The sequence below is a fragment of the Pseudomonas sp. IT-P260 genome (assembly GCF_949768395.1).
In the GTDB taxonomy this organism is placed as follows: Bacteria; Pseudomonadota; Gammaproteobacteria; order Pseudomonadales; family Pseudomonadaceae; genus Aquipseudomonas; species Aquipseudomonas parakoreensis.
The window spans coordinates 211,349-227,892 of record NZ_CATKPO010000041.1; the positions used below are offsets into that span (position 1 = coordinate 211,349).

General features: G+C 61.5%; 19 protein-coding genes. All 19 read right to left on the reverse strand.

Annotation, left to right across the window (positions count from 1 at the left end; translation table 11 throughout):
* Window positions 1-9: 9 nt before the first annotated feature.
* The gene (locus ACM6HV_RS22130; RefSeq protein WP_108181847.1) at window positions 10-609 is read right to left on the reverse strand and encodes a YmfQ family protein; all 600 of its coding nucleotides are present in this window, start codon (window positions 607-609) and stop codon (window positions 10-12) included.
* On the reverse strand, window positions 597-1,643 hold the full coding sequence (locus ACM6HV_RS22135) for a baseplate J/gp47 family protein (protein ID WP_414905296.1): 1,047 nt from the start codon (window positions 1,641-1,643) through the stop codon (window positions 597-599). The genes ACM6HV_RS22130 and ACM6HV_RS22135 overlap by 13 nt, the downstream gene beginning before the upstream one ends.
* Window positions 1,633-2,031: a phage GP46 family protein gene (locus ACM6HV_RS22140; RefSeq protein WP_007964342.1), complete on the reverse strand. Its 399-nt coding sequence runs from the start codon at window positions 2,029-2,031 to the stop codon at window positions 1,633-1,635. The genes ACM6HV_RS22135 and ACM6HV_RS22140 overlap by 11 nt, the downstream gene beginning before the upstream one ends.
* Window positions 2,031-2,540 carry a phage baseplate assembly protein V gene (locus ACM6HV_RS22145; RefSeq protein ID WP_007964341.1) on the reverse strand — a complete coding sequence of 170 codons (510 nt, stop codon included), beginning with the start codon at window positions 2,538-2,540 and terminating at the stop codon, window positions 2,031-2,033. The genes ACM6HV_RS22140 and ACM6HV_RS22145 overlap by 1 nt, the downstream gene beginning before the upstream one ends.
* A 143-nt stretch (window positions 2,541-2,683) precedes the next feature.
* The gene (locus ACM6HV_RS22150) at window positions 2,684-3,727 is read right to left on the reverse strand and encodes a phage baseplate assembly protein (RefSeq protein WP_414905297.1); all 1,044 of its coding nucleotides are present in this window, start codon (window positions 3,725-3,727) and stop codon (window positions 2,684-2,686) included.
* Window positions 3,728-3,730: 3 nt separating this feature from the next.
* Window positions 3,731-4,966 carry a DNA circularization N-terminal domain-containing protein gene (locus ACM6HV_RS22155; RefSeq protein WP_145597717.1) on the reverse strand — a complete coding sequence of 412 codons (1,236 nt, stop codon included), beginning with the start codon at window positions 4,964-4,966 and terminating at the stop codon, window positions 3,731-3,733.
* The gene (locus ACM6HV_RS22160) at window positions 4,953-6,851 is read right to left on the reverse strand and encodes a phage tail protein (protein WP_414905298.1); all 1,899 of its coding nucleotides are present in this window, start codon (window positions 6,849-6,851) and stop codon (window positions 4,953-4,955) included. Before ACM6HV_RS22160 ends, ACM6HV_RS22155 begins: the two co-directional genes overlap by 14 nt.
* Window positions 6,852-6,981: 130 nt before the next feature.
* Window positions 6,982-7,278: a phage tail assembly protein gene (locus tag ACM6HV_RS22165; RefSeq protein WP_003222226.1), complete on the reverse strand. Its 297-nt coding sequence runs from the start codon at window positions 7,276-7,278 to the stop codon at window positions 6,982-6,984.
* Complete coding sequence (locus ACM6HV_RS22170; protein ID WP_007964335.1) at window positions 7,275-7,622, reverse strand: phage tail tube protein; 348 nt, start codon at window positions 7,620-7,622, stop codon at window positions 7,275-7,277. The genes ACM6HV_RS22165 and ACM6HV_RS22170 overlap by 4 nt, the downstream gene beginning before the upstream one ends.
* 67 nt (window positions 7,623-7,689) lie before the next feature.
* Window positions 7,690-9,186 (reverse strand): phage tail sheath subtilisin-like domain-containing protein, encoded by a 1,497-nt coding sequence (locus ACM6HV_RS22175; protein WP_414905299.1) that lies wholly within the window; start codon window positions 9,184-9,186, stop codon window positions 7,690-7,692.
* Complete coding sequence (locus ACM6HV_RS22180) at window positions 9,186-9,368, reverse strand: DUF2635 domain-containing protein (RefSeq protein WP_041072263.1); 183 nt, start codon at window positions 9,366-9,368, stop codon at window positions 9,186-9,188. The genes ACM6HV_RS22175 and ACM6HV_RS22180 overlap by 1 nt, the downstream gene beginning before the upstream one ends.
* Window positions 9,365-9,949, reverse strand: a complete 585-nt coding sequence (locus ACM6HV_RS22185) for a hypothetical protein (protein ID WP_145597712.1) — start codon at window positions 9,947-9,949, stop codon at window positions 9,365-9,367. The genes ACM6HV_RS22180 and ACM6HV_RS22185 overlap by 4 nt, the downstream gene beginning before the upstream one ends.
* A gap of 161 nt (window positions 9,950-10,110) precedes the next feature.
* Window positions 10,111-11,139: a phage late control D family protein gene (locus ACM6HV_RS22190; protein ID WP_414905300.1), complete on the reverse strand. Its 1,029-nt coding sequence runs from the start codon at window positions 11,137-11,139 to the stop codon at window positions 10,111-10,113.
* Between the two features lie 9 nt (window positions 11,140-11,148).
* The gene (locus ACM6HV_RS22195; protein WP_145597708.1) at window positions 11,149-11,361 is read right to left on the reverse strand and encodes a tail protein X; all 213 of its coding nucleotides are present in this window, start codon (window positions 11,359-11,361) and stop codon (window positions 11,149-11,151) included.
* Window positions 11,354-11,737, reverse strand: coding sequence for a phage tail protein (locus ACM6HV_RS22200; protein WP_414905301.1), 384 nt, complete (start codon window positions 11,735-11,737; stop codon window positions 11,354-11,356). Before ACM6HV_RS22200 ends, ACM6HV_RS22195 begins: the two co-directional genes overlap by 8 nt.
* Window positions 11,737-13,989 (reverse strand): phage tail tape measure protein, encoded by a 2,253-nt coding sequence (locus ACM6HV_RS22205; RefSeq protein ID WP_414905302.1) that lies wholly within the window; start codon window positions 13,987-13,989, stop codon window positions 11,737-11,739. Before ACM6HV_RS22205 ends, ACM6HV_RS22200 begins: the two co-directional genes overlap by 1 nt.
* A gap of 128 nt (window positions 13,990-14,117) precedes the next feature.
* Window positions 14,118-14,699 carry a phage tail assembly protein gene (locus ACM6HV_RS22210; RefSeq protein ID WP_145597702.1) on the reverse strand — a complete coding sequence of 194 codons (582 nt, stop codon included), beginning with the start codon at window positions 14,697-14,699 and terminating at the stop codon, window positions 14,118-14,120.
* A 171-nt stretch (window positions 14,700-14,870) separates the two neighbouring features.
* A complete protein-coding gene (locus tag ACM6HV_RS22215) occupies window positions 14,871-15,377 on the reverse strand; it encodes a phage major tail tube protein (RefSeq protein ID WP_204895009.1) in 507 nt (168 codons plus the stop codon).
* Window positions 15,377-16,543: a phage tail protein gene (locus ACM6HV_RS22220; RefSeq protein ID WP_414905303.1), complete on the reverse strand. Its 1,167-nt coding sequence runs from the start codon at window positions 16,541-16,543 to the stop codon at window positions 15,377-15,379. The genes ACM6HV_RS22215 and ACM6HV_RS22220 overlap by 1 nt, the downstream gene beginning before the upstream one ends.
* Window position 16,544: the final 1 nt, after the last annotated feature.

Sequence of the window (16,544 nt, forward strand, 5' to 3'; positions counted from 1 at the left end):
CATTCCTCCCTAGTCATAGTTGATGTGCACCTTGGTATGCGCCGGCGCACTGCGGTGGATCAGGCACTCCAGCGCCGAGCCCGGGTTCACGCCAAAGCGCTCGCCCCAGTAGCTCGCGCCGTAGCGCCGACCGAGCAGCAACCGGCCGCCGGTGTTGAGGGTCCACATGAACTGCGCTTCCCAGGTCCCCCAGTGCGCTGCGCCAAAACGCGAGCGACCCATGCGGGGGGCTTCGTGTTCGGTGATGCTGGCGTTGGGGTAGCCCTGGCTTTTGGCGATGTCGAGGTAGTAACCGACAGCCTGGCTGCCCACTGCGAGCAAGCGGCGGCGTACGGCGAGGCGGCGGTCGTCGAACAGCGGCGTGGCGCCCAGGCACGGGTCGGGCAGTTCCATCACCCGCTCCCAGTCCGGCACCAGTTCGCTGACGCCTGCCGGGTCCATCTCGTTGAGCAGGTCGGCGGCGCGGGCATCGAGACGGGCCAGTTCGACGGCGACGCCTTGCAGTACGTCCTCGAGTTCCGGGACGCGTTCCGGGTCCCACGCCGGGCCGCTCGGCAGCAAGGCGCGCAGCTGCGCCTGGTATTGCGCGGCGGTTCTTATGCCCCCCATACGCAGCCTCCGAAGGTCAGCAGTTCGCTTTGCCCGGCAGGCATGTCAGCGGCCGGCGCGGTCAGCGTGTGGTCGTACTCACCGCCGGCGCTGCTGATGGCTTCGCGGATATGGCTGATCAGCAACGGCACACCGAGGTCGGCCTCGCGGTTGTGCAGGTCGCGCAGTTGCGCTTCAACGGCGGCGCGCACAGCAGTGGTGTCCGGGTTGACGCTCTTGAAGCGGTACACCACCGGCACCTGAATCGGCCGCTGCACGTGTACTTCCGCCGTCACCGGACGCAGCGGTTCGATGTACGCCTGAACTTCCGCCAGTTGTTCATCGTTGGGCACCGGTTGCGGGTCTTCGTCGCGCATGATGAACACCGTTACCGTGCCCGGCCCCAGGAAGCCACCTCGGCACCAGGCTCGCGTCACGCCCGGCACTTCCAGCGCCCAGGTCTCGTAGTCGCTGGCCGAACCGCCGTGCGGAATGACCCGATAGGAACGGATCACCCGCGAACGCAGCGACTCCAGGCTTTCCCGCGCCACGCCGCCACTGAGGCCGGGCGCGAGCACCACAAAACTGTTGCCGACCACACCGGCGATCGGCTGCACCGGGTTCAGCGCCAGACCGGCATCGGCATTGCCCAGGCTGCCAGCGTCGAGCGCCGCGATGGTGGTGGTGTTGCTGCCATTGACGGTGGTGCGCGCGGTGGTGACTTTGTAGGTACGGCCATCGCTTGCTTGCAGCAGCGTGTCAACGTCGAGCACCGCGCCGGCAGTGGCGGTAAAACTGACGCTGCCGGTGGCGACTTGCGCCGGTTTGCGCGGCTGGTTCAGGCGCAGCGCGGCGATGCGTTCCAGGGTCGATTCGTCGGCCTTGTCCGGCAGGATCTGCTCGGCAATCCAGTCGAGATAACCGTACAGGCCATAAGCCGCGCCACCGAGGGTGCGGGCCAACACTTGCGCATCGGACTGGCGCAGCGAATCGCCGGCCAGGTCGCTTTGGGTGCGCTTGATCAGCACCGGCAGCGAAGGGGTTTCAAACGGCATAGATCACCTGCCAACTGTTATCGGGGTTGATGTCCAGACGTTCGCCGTCGGCCAGGGTCAGGACCGTGCGCAGGTTCAGGCGCTGGGCGTCGAGGCGTTCGCTGATGATGTCGATGGCGCTGCAGTGGCCGTCGTCGATCAGCCATTGCAGGGCTTCGCGGGCATAGAACTCGGCGTCCATCTGGGTCTGTCGGGTCAGCTTGACCCGACGCAAAAGCCACAGCCGCGAACCGATGCGATCGTCGGCGACGGTGGGAAAGCTGTCGCCCCACCAGCCGAAGCGCTCCTCGTCGTCGAGGGCGTCGTCATCGGCAGCGCGGCGCCAGGTGAACAGGCTGATGAGCACGGCGCGGGTCAGTGCGGCGTGGAGGTTCTGGCTGACAAGCATTATTTGCCTCCTGCCGGCGCACCGGTCTGGCCGCTGCCGGCCTGCACGCCAACGTGCACGTGTTTGATCTGGCTGATGCCGCCGGCGAGCTGGTCGCCGGTGGAAACGATCTTGCCGGTCTGGTTGATCACCGGCGTGTCGAAGTTCACCGCGCTGCTGGCGCGGATGTTCAGGGTGGCGGTTTCGATGTCGATGATCCGCCCGCGCTTGAAGTGAATTTTGTCGCCCTCGTCGGTGTAGATCGCCACTTCGCCCGAGGCCAGCGACTGCAGGCGATAGCGGCGGTCGGCGACCACCAGGGCAATGGCGTGAGAACGGTCGCCGCCGAGAAACGTGACGATGCCTTCGGCGCCGGCCAGCGGATTGCTGGTGAAACCGTAGGGTTCGAAGTGCTCCAGATCGTCGTTCACTTCACCGGCGGTGAGGCGCATTTGCAGCGATTGCAGCTTGGATGCCGAGTTGGCGAGCACGACAGTGCCGCGCGCCAGCAGGCGTGTCAGTAGGCTCATGGGGTGTCCTTCAAAAAAGTGGCCCGAATGGGATCAATGTGGGAGCGAGCCTGCTCGCGAAGGCGGTGGGTCAGGCACTGTGATGTTGAGGCTGGCGACGCTTTCGCGAGCAGGCTCGCTCCCACAGGGGTTCGGAGTCAGGCTCAGGTTTTTTTCGGGGGCGTGGGATCAGGATCGAAGGTATGCGGTGGCGCCACTTGCAGCGTGGTCACCGAGCCTTGCGCCGACAGCGAATACGTGACTTTGGAAATCAGCATGTCGCTGTCGAACCCGAGCACCGGATCCGTGACCTTCACCAGCGTGTTGTGGCGCCACAGATCGCCATTGGACTGACGCCAGCCCTGCACCTGATAGGTGGTGGTCTGCGCCCGGCCCATGCGGGTGGCGCTTTCCCATTGGGCGCGTTGCTGGGCCAACTCGAACGTCAGTGCGGTGCCCTCGTTGATGATCGTGGTGCGTCGGCGCTTGAAGCTCAGATCAGCCGCGCTGGATTGAACCTCGCTGACGGCCGCCCCGCTCTTCTTGTCCGAGCCTTTCTGCTGACCGATCACTCGGTATTCAGAAAACACCTGGCTCTGATCCATCGGCGCGTTCGCCGACAGAATGTTCTTGCCCAACTCCAGCGCGTCACTGGCCCGACCACCACTGCCGGGCTTGGCCAGAACCAGCCGGCCTTGCTCGTCATCAGTGGAAAACACCCGGAACAGCGAGAGCAGACGGTCGATCGACTGGAACACCGTTTCGCCCGGCACGATGGTGTGCTTGGCGAGCCGCGCGGTCTCGGGAATTTCATTGACCACGTACAGCGAGTATTCCGCCGCCAGAGCCTGGACGATGCTCAGCAGCGGTTGCTCCTGCCATTGGTTCGGCCGGTTGGTGGCTGCGCAATCGACCAGATCCTGAGTCTTGGAACTGCCCTCGATGCTCAGGCTGATCTGGCGCCCGTCGTAGCGGATCGGCGCCTTGAACACGTAGCCGGTGAGCACCAGATCCTGGCCGATCTTCACTTCGCACGGGTCACCCGGTTTGATCCGTTGATCCACCGTCTGCCCCGGCCACTGCCAGGTGATGTCGAGTTTGAAGGTGCGGAACTGGCGCTCAAGATCGGCGGTAATTTCGACGCTTTTCCAGCCGCCGTATTCCATGTTGTTGACGGTCAGCGTGACGCGGTTGTCTATCTCGCTCATGGTTTACTCCCCGGAGACTTTCACTTCGTTGGGTGAGAAACCGGGATGGGTGATCCCGTTGCGTTGAGTGATTTCCGTGACCCGCGTCGCATCGCCAAGGTACTTGTAGGCCACCACCAGTGCCGGAAAGCTTTCCTGGAACGACTTGCTGACTTGCCGCACACCCGACGACGCGACGGCTTTGAGGTGCGCAAGCAGCGCCTCTTTCACATCGCTGATGGCCTGGTAGTGCGCCGGGTCGGCCTTGTCCAGCATCGGGTTGATTGCCACCGCCACGGCGTCACGCAATGCCTGCATGTCGTCACTGACCGGAACTTCCTGGCGGGTCACCGGGCTCGTCGCCTGCTGCCCTACCGCCGGTGTCGATGACAGTTTCACCGGGCTTGTCGCCACCGGCATCGACGCCACCCATTGCGCGACTTTGACCAGCACCGTGTCCTGCACCAGATCGGCCATTGCTTGTGCCGCCGCGTTGGTGTCCTTGCCGGTAGTGATCTTCGGCGCATCGGCCTTGCGGATGGCTTCGAGTTGTTGGGACACGTCGGCAATCACGCCACGGTAGCCCTCCTTCGCGAATTCCTTGAGCTCCTTGATATCGCCGAGCAAGCCCTTGAACTCCGCTGCCACTTCCTTGGGCAACTCCTTGACGGCTTTGACCAGTTCAGTGATCTGCTTGTACTGCTCGATCAGCGGTTTGAGCTGCTCCTTGATCACCTCATAGACCCCGGTCAGGCTGTTGCGCAGATTGGCAATGCCGATCCGCGCAGCCTTGATCAACGTCATCGCCTGCTCGAAGCGCGCCACCGCAGAACCCAGCAACGTGTCAGCCTTGGCCAACAGGACTTTTTGCGTACTGACCGTGGCAGTCGGAAACGGCAATGGCCGGTCGGGGTAAAACTTCAGACTGAACGTCACTAGCCCGCCGTCCTGGCGGGTGTGGGTCATGTCGCATTCGCCGACCTTGACCTGCAAGCGTCCGAGCCATGGATGCACCAGCTCACCACTGCCCGCCTCCAACGCTTTGAGCAGCTTGTCGCGCTGCTCCAGGCAATCGGCGCCGATGATGAACGCCGTGATGTCATGGGTCTTGGCCTGCTGGCCGAGATCCTCGAAATACGGCAGGTCGCGTTGCGGGTATTCGTGCAACTGACCTTTGCGACCGACCGGGGTTTTCGCCTGATCGATCCAGAACCCGACACCGCGAAACGATGCCGGCAACAAACGGTCACGCCAGTTCATTGGAACCTCCTGCCGACAGCGAGCGATAGCCGATGCGCGAAGACAGCGCCAGGCCAGGTTGATTGGTTTGTGGTTGATCGGTACGCAGGCCCGCCGGTGCGTTTTCGAAGCGCACGGTCAGGCCGCCTTCGAGTTGCGTGCGGTTGTTGGCAGCGCTTTGCTGGATCAGGGCGCTGGAGGTTTGTGGCAGCGATCCGCCTTGCAGCGTTCCGTTTCCAGCAGGGGCGCTACTCGCGCCAAAGAATGCCGGCGCCAACTCACCCTTGCCTTCGGCATTGGTCTGGCGCTGCGCTTGGGTCAGAGTTTCGACCTTGCCGGTGACCTTGGCGATCAACCCGGCAAAACCACCGTCGAACAGTTCCTTGATCGGCGCAATGACGGTTTGCAGCTTTTGCCACAACTCGCCGAACCACCCGACGATCGGCCCCCAGCTCTCGATGATCTGATCCAGAGGTTTCCATTCGAACAGCGTGTGCAGAAAGTCCACGACCGGCGCAGAAACCGCCAGCACAACATCCCACAACGCTGAAAAAACCTCGCCGACCGGCTGCCAGTACTGCGCAATCTGCTCCAGCGGCGACCACTCGAACAGGCTGGTGAAAAAGCCCTGGACCCGCTGCACTGATGTTTGCAGGGCTGTCCAGATCGGTTCGAAGTACCCGACGACACCACCCCAGGCGCTGGTGATCATTTCCATCGGAAAATAATCAAACAACGTCCGCAATGTATCCCGGGTGCTTTGCACAGCCGATTGCAGCGTCGTCCACAGCGGCTGGAAGTACGCAACGACACCGCCCCAGGCGCTGGTGATCATCTGCATCGGCGAGAAGTCGAACAACGAATCCAGGAACGCCTTGGCCGGCTGCGCGGCTTTTCGCAGGCCGTCGAACATCGGCTCGAAGAACCTGACAACACCGCCCCACGCACTGTTGATCATCTGCATTGGCGAGAAATCGAACAGATTTCTGAGGAACGCCATTACCGGCACACTCAAGGCCTTGAGCAGTTCCCAGATCGCCGAAAACAGTCCCGTCAGCGGCCCCCAGTTGTCCAGGATCATGCCGTAAGGCGTCCAGGAGAAAACTGTTTTAAAGAAGTCGATCACCGGGCGGGTGATCGCCTTGACCTTGTCCCAGATCCCCGAGAAAAATCCCGTGACCGGTTGCCAGAGCGCCGCCAGCGTATCGAGCGGGTGCCAGTCGAGCACCGAACGCAAGATCGCCATGGCATTCGCCCCGACGTTTTTGACACCTTCCCACATCCCGGTGAAGAACGTGCTGATCGGTGTCCAGTTGGCATAGATCAAACCGGCCGCCACCGCGATACCCATGGCAATCAGCATGATCGGGTTGGTCTTGAGCACCATGCTCATGACATCGAACACTTGCGTCGCGCCAGTGACTGCGGTTTGCATCGCCGAAAAGGCGATGGCCCCCGCCGCCAGCCCCTCAACCAGTTTCGGATTGTCGGCAAGCAGGCTGCCGACCTGAGTCATCATCGGCTCAAGCCCGATCACCAACGCACCTACCGCCGGCACCAGCGCTGCATCGACAGCGGAGGAAACCTTTTGCATCGACGCACTGAACACGTTCATGTTCTGCGCCGCGGTTTGCGGTGCGGCGGGCAGATCAACGGTTTTCGCCGTCTCGCTGACTTCAGTCAGTTTGCCCTGAAACGCCGCCGCCGATTTGATCCCGTCCACGAACGGCGTGATCACACTGCCGCCCTTGAACAGACCGCTGATGTCCAGTTTGCCGAGGCCGGTCTGTTCGAGATTTTTCTTGAAGCTCTCGACCTTTACTCGCAGGGCGCCGAGTTTGGGCGACAGTTCATCGATGCCCGTGATCAGCACCGGTGTTTTGACTTGCTTTTCTTCGTCTGCCATCACTGCACCTGCTGCATCGCATTGATCCGTTGCGCGTGCTCCAGCGACTCGCGGAGCACATCCAGTGGCCTGGCCATCATCTGTTCGGGGTCAACCTTCCAGAACCAGGCCAGGTCATAGGCGACTGCGATCAGGTCGGTGATGGCTCCGACGCCGCACTCATGAAAAAACTCGCAACGGCCCAGCTCAACGCATTGAGGTCAGCCAGATCGAGCTGGTTGACCGACGACGGCGGGATGCCGGCGCACACGGCGATGTATTTGGCCGCCACGTCCATGTCGAGGCTGACTTCTTCGCTCTTGTCGATCTTGTACGGCAGCGCCTTGATCGCTCGCACTTCCTGCACCGTCGGACGGCGCAGGACGAGTTCGGTCAGGGGCTCGCCGTGAGCTTCGATCGCAACCTGAAGCTTCACGGCGCCGCTCATTGCCAGGTCCCCTTGATGCCTTCGAATTTCAGTTCGATGGTGGCGTCATCGCCTTTGGAAACCGGCTCTTCGACCAGATAGGCACCGGCCAGCACGTAGACTTTGCCGTTGCTGAATTCGCAGGTGACGGTGATGTCGGTGCCTTCGATCAGCTTCTTCAGCGGGAAGTCGGCGGTGTGCAGCGCGGTCACTTTGAACGACGGCGCGACATCGGTTTCCTTGTAGAAACCCGGTACGACGGTTTCGCGTTTGACGGCCATCAGCGGGGCTTCGCAGCCGCCGTTGATAGTCAGTTGTGCACCGTCGACTTTGACGTAGCAGGTGCCTGCAATCACTTGACCCATGGTGTTACTCCCTTCAAATAAAAAAGCCCACCGAGGTGGGCTGAATGCTTACGGCCAAACGCGGCGATCAGGCCGCGTCGTCGTATTGCAGACGGAATTGGTTGAGCAGTGCGAACACGCGCAGACCGTTGATGTAATCCGGCGGGAACAGCACGTTCACGCGGCTCGGGTCCTGCACGTCACGCTCGACGATCAGGTGCTCGGCGAACAGCTCGGCGTTCTCCACGTGGCCTTCCAGTTCCAGCTTGGCGTACTGCGCGATCAACTCGCCGCGAATGGTCGCCGGAGTGACGATCGGCTGGCCGGCGCCGAAACGGGTGCCGTCGGAAGCCAGTTTGTGCCGGCCGTATTTGCTGGTGATCACGCTTTGCAGACGACGCACGATGAACGCCGACTGGTGCATGGTTTCGCTATCCAGATAGGAGTTGTCAGCCTGACCGTAAGCGTTTTTCTGGTAGGTGGTGATCGAACGCTGGATGCGCACGTAACCGCCCTCGTAGTACGCAGTGGCGATGCCGTAGTTGAGCAGCGACTGGCGCTCGGTCAGGGTGAAACGCTCGCTGGCCGGCGCCGGATCAACGCCCGGCAGGCTGCCGCTTTGCGTCGGACGGCTGGCATCGGCGGAGATGAACACCGCGGTGCGCGCAGCCAGTGCTGCCGCTTGTACCCAGAACGGTTGCGGTACGCCCGGCTCCAGTGCCTGAATGGTCATGTGCTGGTCGTTACGTGCCTGGCCAGCAGCAACCAGGGTGCCGACGGTGCCGCGTTTGGCGCTGTAGACGTGACCGAACAGTTGCTTGGCCCAGGACCAGCGACCGGTGCTGTCATCCATCACCGCTTGCCAGGTATTGAGGGTCGACAGATCCGACCACGGCAGAGCGATGAACTCGAACGGCTCGTCGCCCAGTGCAGCCACGGCGGCGACCTGGTCCGGTACACCGGCGCCGCCGGTCATGGCGGTGATCGCAGTGGTCAGGCCGGCCGGGGTTTCTTCGCCGTTGCTCTTGCCCAGACGATTGAACTGCAGGCTGATGTCGTTACCGCTGTCGCCGGTCCATTTGGCGCTCAGAGTGACCACGCCTTCAGCAGCCGCAGCGCTGACTGGCAGATCGGCGGTGGCGTTGATTTTCTGTGCCAGTGCGGTGGCTGCCTGAGCAGCGGTGGCACCGTTGACCACGGTGGCTTGCACACGCACACCAGCGACGTACAGGTTGAGCACGCCAGCCTGAGTGGCGGTGCCGGTCAGGGTCAGCACGCCTTTGGCGATGGCGCCTTCGGTGTTGTGCAGCGGCAGGCACCAGATCTCGCCGATCGGGTCGGCCTTGCGGAAGGTCTCGTACATCGAGGCGAGCATCGAGCCCTGACCGCCGATACTTTTTGCCAGTGCAACGCTGGAGACCAGCACCAGTTTGCCGACTTCGGTCGGGGCGATGTTGTCGTTGACCTGAGCGACGATCAAGCGACGCAGGCTCGAGCTCGCGCTATTGGCGGCCGAGTTGTCCATTTCGGCATAGAACAGCGGTACACGAATGTCCGCGGGGATGTTGCTGAATCCGATCGCCATTATTTGGCTCCCTGTGGTTTAGCCGCTTTTGCGGTTTTGAGTGTGATATCGCCGTCGGCCAGACGCCGGCGCCACCAGGCGCTGTCCAGCACTTCACGGCCTTCCTTGGGCAGCAGATCGCCCGCTTCCGGGTCAGGCACGGCACGGCCAGCGGCCGGCAGTACGGTGATGCGATTGCTCATGGGGTTACGTCTCCAGAGAAAGTCAGTTCCACGCGCCCGTCAGGGCCCGGGTGTTTCAGATTGGGGTCGGCCGGGTCAATCGCATCGACCCGCACGGTGACCCCGGTAAAGGACGACAAACCGTCCAGTTCACGTTCGTGCCAACTCTCCGCAGGCTGACTGGGCAGATTGCGGCCGAGCTGGAACTCGGCAAAAAAGCGCAGCCGATAGAAGGCCCGGCTGCTGTTGATCGAGACCATCTCGCCGCCGTCGTAGACGATGGCGCTGTAGTCGGTGCCCGGCTTGAACCCCACCAGCGCGCGCCACAGTTCGGCGCGCAGGTCGTGCAACAGATCCAGCGCTTTTGTAGCGTCCGTGGCATCAAGCGCCAGGACGATGTCGAAGCGGTCGCGGATCGGTTGGGCGGTGAGGTTTTGTGCGGTGCTGTTACTGGCGACATCGGCCAGCGGCAGCACATGGGCCGAGGGTGTCGGCAGATCGGCATTGCCTTGCAGCAACGCCAGATCGACACCGACGGCAATGTGGTTGGCAAGCCCAGGGCATTGCGCACGCAGCTGCGTGAGGATCGGGGTGATCTTCATGGTGGTGTTCCAGAGTGTGGGGGGAGTTAGCGCAGGACCAATGTGGGAGCGAGCCTGCTCGCGAAGGCGGACTTACATTCAAAACCAGTGTTGATTGATCCACCGCTTTCGCGAGCAGGCTCGCTCCCACAGGGGTTTGTGTCGCTCTGAGAAAGAGTGAATCAGTCTTTGGCGCCCGCCTTGGGATCAAGGCCGCTGGCATCGATCACGCAGCGATAGCTGTTCTCGCGATTGCCGCTGGCGGTGACTTTTTCGATCGACCAGCGCCCACGCATGAAGTCCGGCCAGGTCTCATCGAGTAGTACCAGGCCTTCGGCTGCCAGCCGTGGATCGCCGGGACAAGTGATTTTCACCTTGTACTTCTGCCGGAGCATCTTGCGCACTTCGCCTTCGCCAACGGCAATCGCATCGGCTTCGCTGGGTTGCTTCTGGCGGATGATCTTGAACGGCGCAAGCCCCGTTTCGACCCACTGCAACAAACCTGTGGCAGCCTCCACGAAACAGGTCTTGCAACCCTTGGTTTGCTCGCGGGCGGACTCCTCCAGCGTGGCGCTGATGAATGCGTGATCGCCGGGACGGTTGTTGCTGGTCACCGACAATGTCACGTCCGCCAGTACCTGACCCGACAACGATTTGGTCTGGCCGGGACGGGCCAGCACATACACGTCGTTGTAGGGTTTGGTCACCGCGTTGTACTTTTTCGCCAGGCGCGTCAGAAAGCTCATGTCGGTTTCGTTGGACTGGTCGACATGCTCGATCCTGATCATCGACACCTCGGGCGCAACGCGCGGTGAAAAGCCATGGCTCGACACCAGTTTGCGAAACAGCGCACCCAAGGTGGTCGGGCCATGACTGGCCGTGCGACGTTGCTTGAAGCCCGTCTCATCCTCCTTGCTGAACGGTGCCGCCGTGGCCACCAGCGTCAGGCGAAACGGGAACAGCGTCGGCGTCAGGCGCGTCACTTTGAACTGGCCCTTGTCGACCATTCCCGACTCCAGATAACCGACCTCAAGGCCGATTTTTCCACCCAGATCCGGCAGCCCTTCGAGGCCTTCAAGATCGATGGTCAACGTCAGTTGATCGGACTCGAAACCGGCTGCATCAATGTGTTCCCAACTGATCAGGCGTTGATTGAGCAAGGCCGAATGGGCCCCGTAGAGTCTTACCGCCGGGGTGAAACCCAGTGCCATGCAACCTCCTTAATCCCAGGCCGTGAGCGGTTTGATCGTGGCCGGTTTCGAATCGAGTTCCGGCAACGTGACCCAAACGCCCGCAGGCAGGATCGGGCCGTGTTCGGCCAGGGTCGGGTTGAGTGTCCACAGGGACTCTTCGGCGGTGTCATCACTGCGTCCGGTTTCGCGGTGGAGCAGCAGATTCACCGAATCACCGGCCACGCTTCGTACCTTACGCATTGTTGAACTCCGCTAGCTCGATAACCCAGTCAACGACCATTGCCGTGCCGTCATCGATGATCTGGCTCTGGGTTTCCTGAATATTGTTGATTCGCCACAGCCCCCAGTTGCGACCGATGCCGTCAATCAACGGCAGCGGGATACGCTGGGCCTGCAACGCGCGCAATTCGTCGAGCCGATCCATGGCCACGGCATACATCGACTTGCCGGTGATGGTCAGGGTTTCCGGTTTTTGCCCGGTCTGGCTGGACTTGGGTTTGCTGGTGAGAATCTGGATTTCGCTCCAGCCTCCGTCGGACTTTCGCGCCAGCGTGCTGTAAGCGAAGTTGCGCGACAGGCCAAAGATGAAACTGCCCAGCACCATTTGTTGTTTCATCAGGCGACTCCATCGGTCAGGGCTGCGTCACGGCGGGTGGCGAGAGCGTTGGTGCCTAAAGCGGGTGTGAATGCGGTATCGAAATGGCTGCGCATAACCTGCGAAACCACATCGCCGATTTTTTCGGCATTGAGCGCATCACTGCCGCTGATCTGCACTAACGGCGAGTAGGTGTAATTGGGGAGTTGCGTCTGAGCGCTGGACAGATCCTTGGCCACTTGCGCGGGGGGCGCTAGTTTGTCCTCGACAGGTTTCCCCCATTGTTCCCCCACATAGGAGCCGAGCATTCCGCCCAGAGTGCCGCCGATGAATGTGCCAATACCAGGTGCAATGAACGAGCCGATCGTTGCACCAATCGCCGTTCCAGCCAACTCGCCGGCAGCACCTTTGACAGCTTGATCATCGCCGTCACGCCAGCCCTTCAAACCTGCGTAAGCGGCATGACCAATCGCCAGCGGAGCGCCCATCTTGAAGGCGGGCAATGATTTGACCAGCGGCGGTAGAAGCTTGGATTTGGCGCCCTCGACCAGCGGCATGAGCTTGGCAGTCGCGCCGCTGAGCCAACTCGGGCGCATGCTTTTGGCCATCTCGCCGACCATTTTCACGCGGGTTATCGCATCGTCAAACATCGGGGCGATTTTGGCCGTCATCGTGCTCAAACGTCCGCCTCGACCGGCGCCAGAGGAAGGAACACGAGACCGCGCGCTGGAAGATGCGCGTCGACCGGGGCGCTTTCTTTTAGGCCCCTCGCCGCCGCCGTCGTCACGGCCATTGATCACATCGGCAATATCAGCGGGCAATCGCGCCGTCGCCAGACGCAACAGTTTCGAGTTGACCGCATCCAGCACCGAGGCGACCCCGGTCTTCAGTACACCACCGACGAACGGCATGGCGGCCACACCGGCCAGCGTGAGGCCAGCCGCCAGGAACGGCAGTGCTTCAGCAGCTGAACTCAAGCCATTGACCACTGCCGTTAGCGACACTGCCAGCGCGTCAGTCACGGGCGCGAGTGCATTTCCCACCGCCGTCGACAAACGATTAAGACTCGCATCCAGCGCATTCCAGCGCCCTTGCGACGTATCGCCAAAGGCTTCGGCCGTTTTCGTCGCGGCACCGGCGCCGGAACCCAGTTCCGACGTTGCGTATTGGTGCTTGTCGGACACCCGAGTGAAGGCGGTCTTGACGTCGTCGGGCTTCTTCAGCAACTCAAGAATGCTGGTACTGCTCTCGCCAAACAGTGTCTTCGCCGTGGCTGCACGTTCGGGTACGGATTGTTTGCCAAGTGCTGCGAGTACCGAATCAATCGCACCCGGCGCATCCGTGCGCATCTTCTCACGCAATGATTCGGGGTCCAGGTGCAACCGGGTCATCGCCGAACGCTGTTCGGTTGACGCAGCATTTTCCTTGCCGAAGACCGAGGTAAAGCTCTTCAACGCCGTACTCGCAGCGTCCTTGTCGGCCCCGCTGTTCAACAGCGCAGTGGCAAATGCTGCAACCTGTTCCGGTGTCATTCCCGATGCAACAGCGCTCTCGCCAGAGCGTTGAACGACCGCGCCGATATCGGCAGGTTTAGCGTCCAGACCGCTGCTGCCCAGATAACTGACCGCATCGGCCAGATCCTGACCTTGGTATCGATCCAGCTTCAAGGAGGAACGCCAGACCGCAAGCATTTCCCCCGCGGCCTTGACGTCGAGCCGGAAGGCCGTGGCATTGATCGCCGCGTCGCCGGAGTACGCTCTCAGCTCTGTCGCTCGCTGATCACCCTTGGCGCCGTCGGCAATACCAGCTCGCGCCCCGACCTGCTGGATTTGCAACAGATCCGCACCCGTCGCGCCACTGGCTGCAACCGACCGCTGAGTCGCGAGTTCCAGCGTTTGCTCCGAATGCGCTTGAAGCTGGTCTTTGTTGAGTCCAATCAACTGATTGAGCTCAACCAGCGCCATCTCGTTAGCCATCGCCGGCTGCAGTTTTTTCGGGGGGGGACGCTGCTCGATTTCCGCCTTGAGTTTTGACTTCGGCTCACTGTTGGCGGCTGGCGGCGTCGCGATGACCTTGAACAACGACTGCTGGCTGACCAGCAGCTCGCGCAGCTTGATCTGCTCCTGCGTCAGCAACCGAATGTCCTGGCTTGCCAACGCCAGTCTCAGGTTCAGATCCTGCAGCGGTTTGCCGAGGTTATCGGGCAACGTAAATCCGCCGTTTGTGTTGCCGCTCTCACCGGCGTATGCGAGCGCATATTTACTCTCTGCCATGCCGCTCTACTCCTGTTTCACGCCAAGGCGAGTGATCGCTATGTCGTAGCGGCGCAACGCCTTTTCGGCGTCCCATTCCAGAATCTCCGCCTCACTTACCGGGTAAATGAGCGGGACGATATCGAGGATTACTTCGATGTCGCGTTCCGAAAGTAGGCCGCCGGCTGGTTTAAAAAATCGTCGATGCGCACCTGCAATTGGGTCCAGTCAGGGACGCTCAGTTGGGCCAGATCGGGGATCATCAGGCCGGTGCAATGCGCGGTGATGAATTCGGCGCGTTCCTTGGCCGTTTTCAGTTTCTTCATCACTTTGGTGGCGCGCAGTGCGGGCATTTCCAGTGACAGCGAGGTCACGGTGCGGCCGGTCACGGCGAGCGGTTGCAGCAGCTGCACTTCGTCAGGATCGTCGGACTTTTCCGCGTCCTCGACCTGTTCCAGAAAGTACGACGCCGGACGGGTCGACATCTCGTGCACGTACTGGGCGATGCTCACGTAGTCCGGGCGTTTGAGCTGGTCGAGCTCCTTGACCGACAGGCCGGTGGCGAGCAGCGCCAGTTCGAAGAACTGATCGTCTTCATCATCACCGGCGCGCTCCAGCGCTTCTTTTTGCGCGGCGTAGAACAGTGGCTTGAGCTGGATCTGCTCGATCTGCGCGCCGTCGTCGCCGGTGATTGGCGACAGCAGGTCATGCTGGGGTGGCATCCACGACATGTATGAATTCCTTGGTGATTCTTGAGGGGGGTGTTGCGCAAAGGGGCCAGTCACCCGGCCCAGTGTGGGAGCGAGCCTGCTCGCGAAAGCGGTCTTACAGCCACATAAGTAGCGAATGTGACGGCCTCTTCGCGAGCAGGCTCGCTCCCACAGGTTTTGCGGTGTAATGAGTTACGGCATCAGCACCGCACGGCGCGCATCACCGAGGATGTCAACGCCGTTGAGCACGAACTTCTGGGTGCGCACGTCGATGTCGATTACCGGGATGCCGTTTTCCAGGCGGTTGTAAGTGCGGCAGGACAGCTCCAGGTTGGTCTTGGGTTTTTCGCCCATTTTCACGGCGGTTTCTTCAAGAGATTTCAGCTTGCCGCCGACCGTGTGATAAGTGAACCAGGTGTTGCCGTCCTGATCCTGACCGGCTTCACGCACGTTCAGCAGGATGTCGTCGCCCAGCTTCACGCCCAGTGCGAGCATGACTTCGGCACCCAGGCCCTGCAGGGTCAGCTTGGCGTTGAGCGCTTTGCCGCCCTTGGCCATTTCTTCGACGATGAAACGGCCGCCACGCATTTCTTCCACGTCGAATTCGATCTTCGGTGGCGTGAATTCCTCAACGGTCGCCGACAACGGCAGGCCTTGCAGAGTGGCCGCGATGGCCTGTCTTACGCGGTTGGTAAACATTAGAGAACGTCCTCCAGGAACTGCTCGATGATTTCATCGCGGGCGTTGAGTTGATAAACCATGTGTTCGTTCGGCGCGTAGCGGCCGTAGTCGATGACCACGTACCAGGTACCGTTCTTGTACTTCTCGACGCTGTTGAGTTCCGGGTGCAGGTACACGCTGCCGCCAGGAATGGTTTCGTCGGCGACCAGGGTTTGCAGCCAGTCGTTGATGCGCTTGACCTCCTGATCCATGAACGACTTGGTCAGGTTCTTGGCCATGGCTTTCTGACCGGCCTTGACCAGCTTGCGGCTGATCGCATCTTCGAGGCCGACGTAGCTGATGAACTTGCCGGTGATCGAGCGGTTACCCAGCAGCGAGAAGCCGCCGAGCACCGTGCGGGCGTAGTAGCTGATACCGTAACGGTTGAGCAGATCGCCTTCGGTGGAAGTGTCGAGAATGTTGTACTCAACAACCCGGGACACGTCTTCGGCGTAGGTCACCTGGTTGCCCGGGCTTTCCCACTGCTTGACCTTGGCCAGCGCGGCAATCGCCAGGCTCGACGGTGCGAGGAACACGTTTTTCTTCGCCGCTTTCGAGTACACCACCGGCATGTTGTGCACCACCAGGCAGCGGTCGAAACCGAGGTCAGCGCCGCCCAGTTCCTGGCTGTAAGTCACTTGATCAGCGACCGAGGCGTCCTTGCCGTCCAGCACCACACGGGCCTTGATGCGCTTGCCGAACGAGGCGAACTCGCTGGCTACCGCTTTGGTGCCGGTGAAGCCCGGCGCGCCGATGATGGTCAGGTCTTCCGGGACACTGCCCAGTGCCGCCAGACCGAGCTTGCGGCCGGTGGTTGGATCGACACCGCCGATCACTGCGTTGACGGTGTCGGCCGGGGTCGCGCCCGCTTCGACGATCACTACGTAGACCGGCACCTTGACCACTTTGAGGATCTGGTAAACAGCGTGATACAGCGTGCCCTCTTCGGCACCGGTCGGATCGAGCAACGCGTGAGTGGTGAAGCTGTTGATGCGGAACGGGGCGTTACGCGGAATCAGCGGATCGGCTTTCGGCGCGGTGCCGACCAGACCGATGACGTTGTCACCCAGGCCACCCATGGCCTCGGGGGATTCGGTGGCATTGACGGTAATGCCGTTGTGCTCGAAGTTCAAAACCTCAGCCATG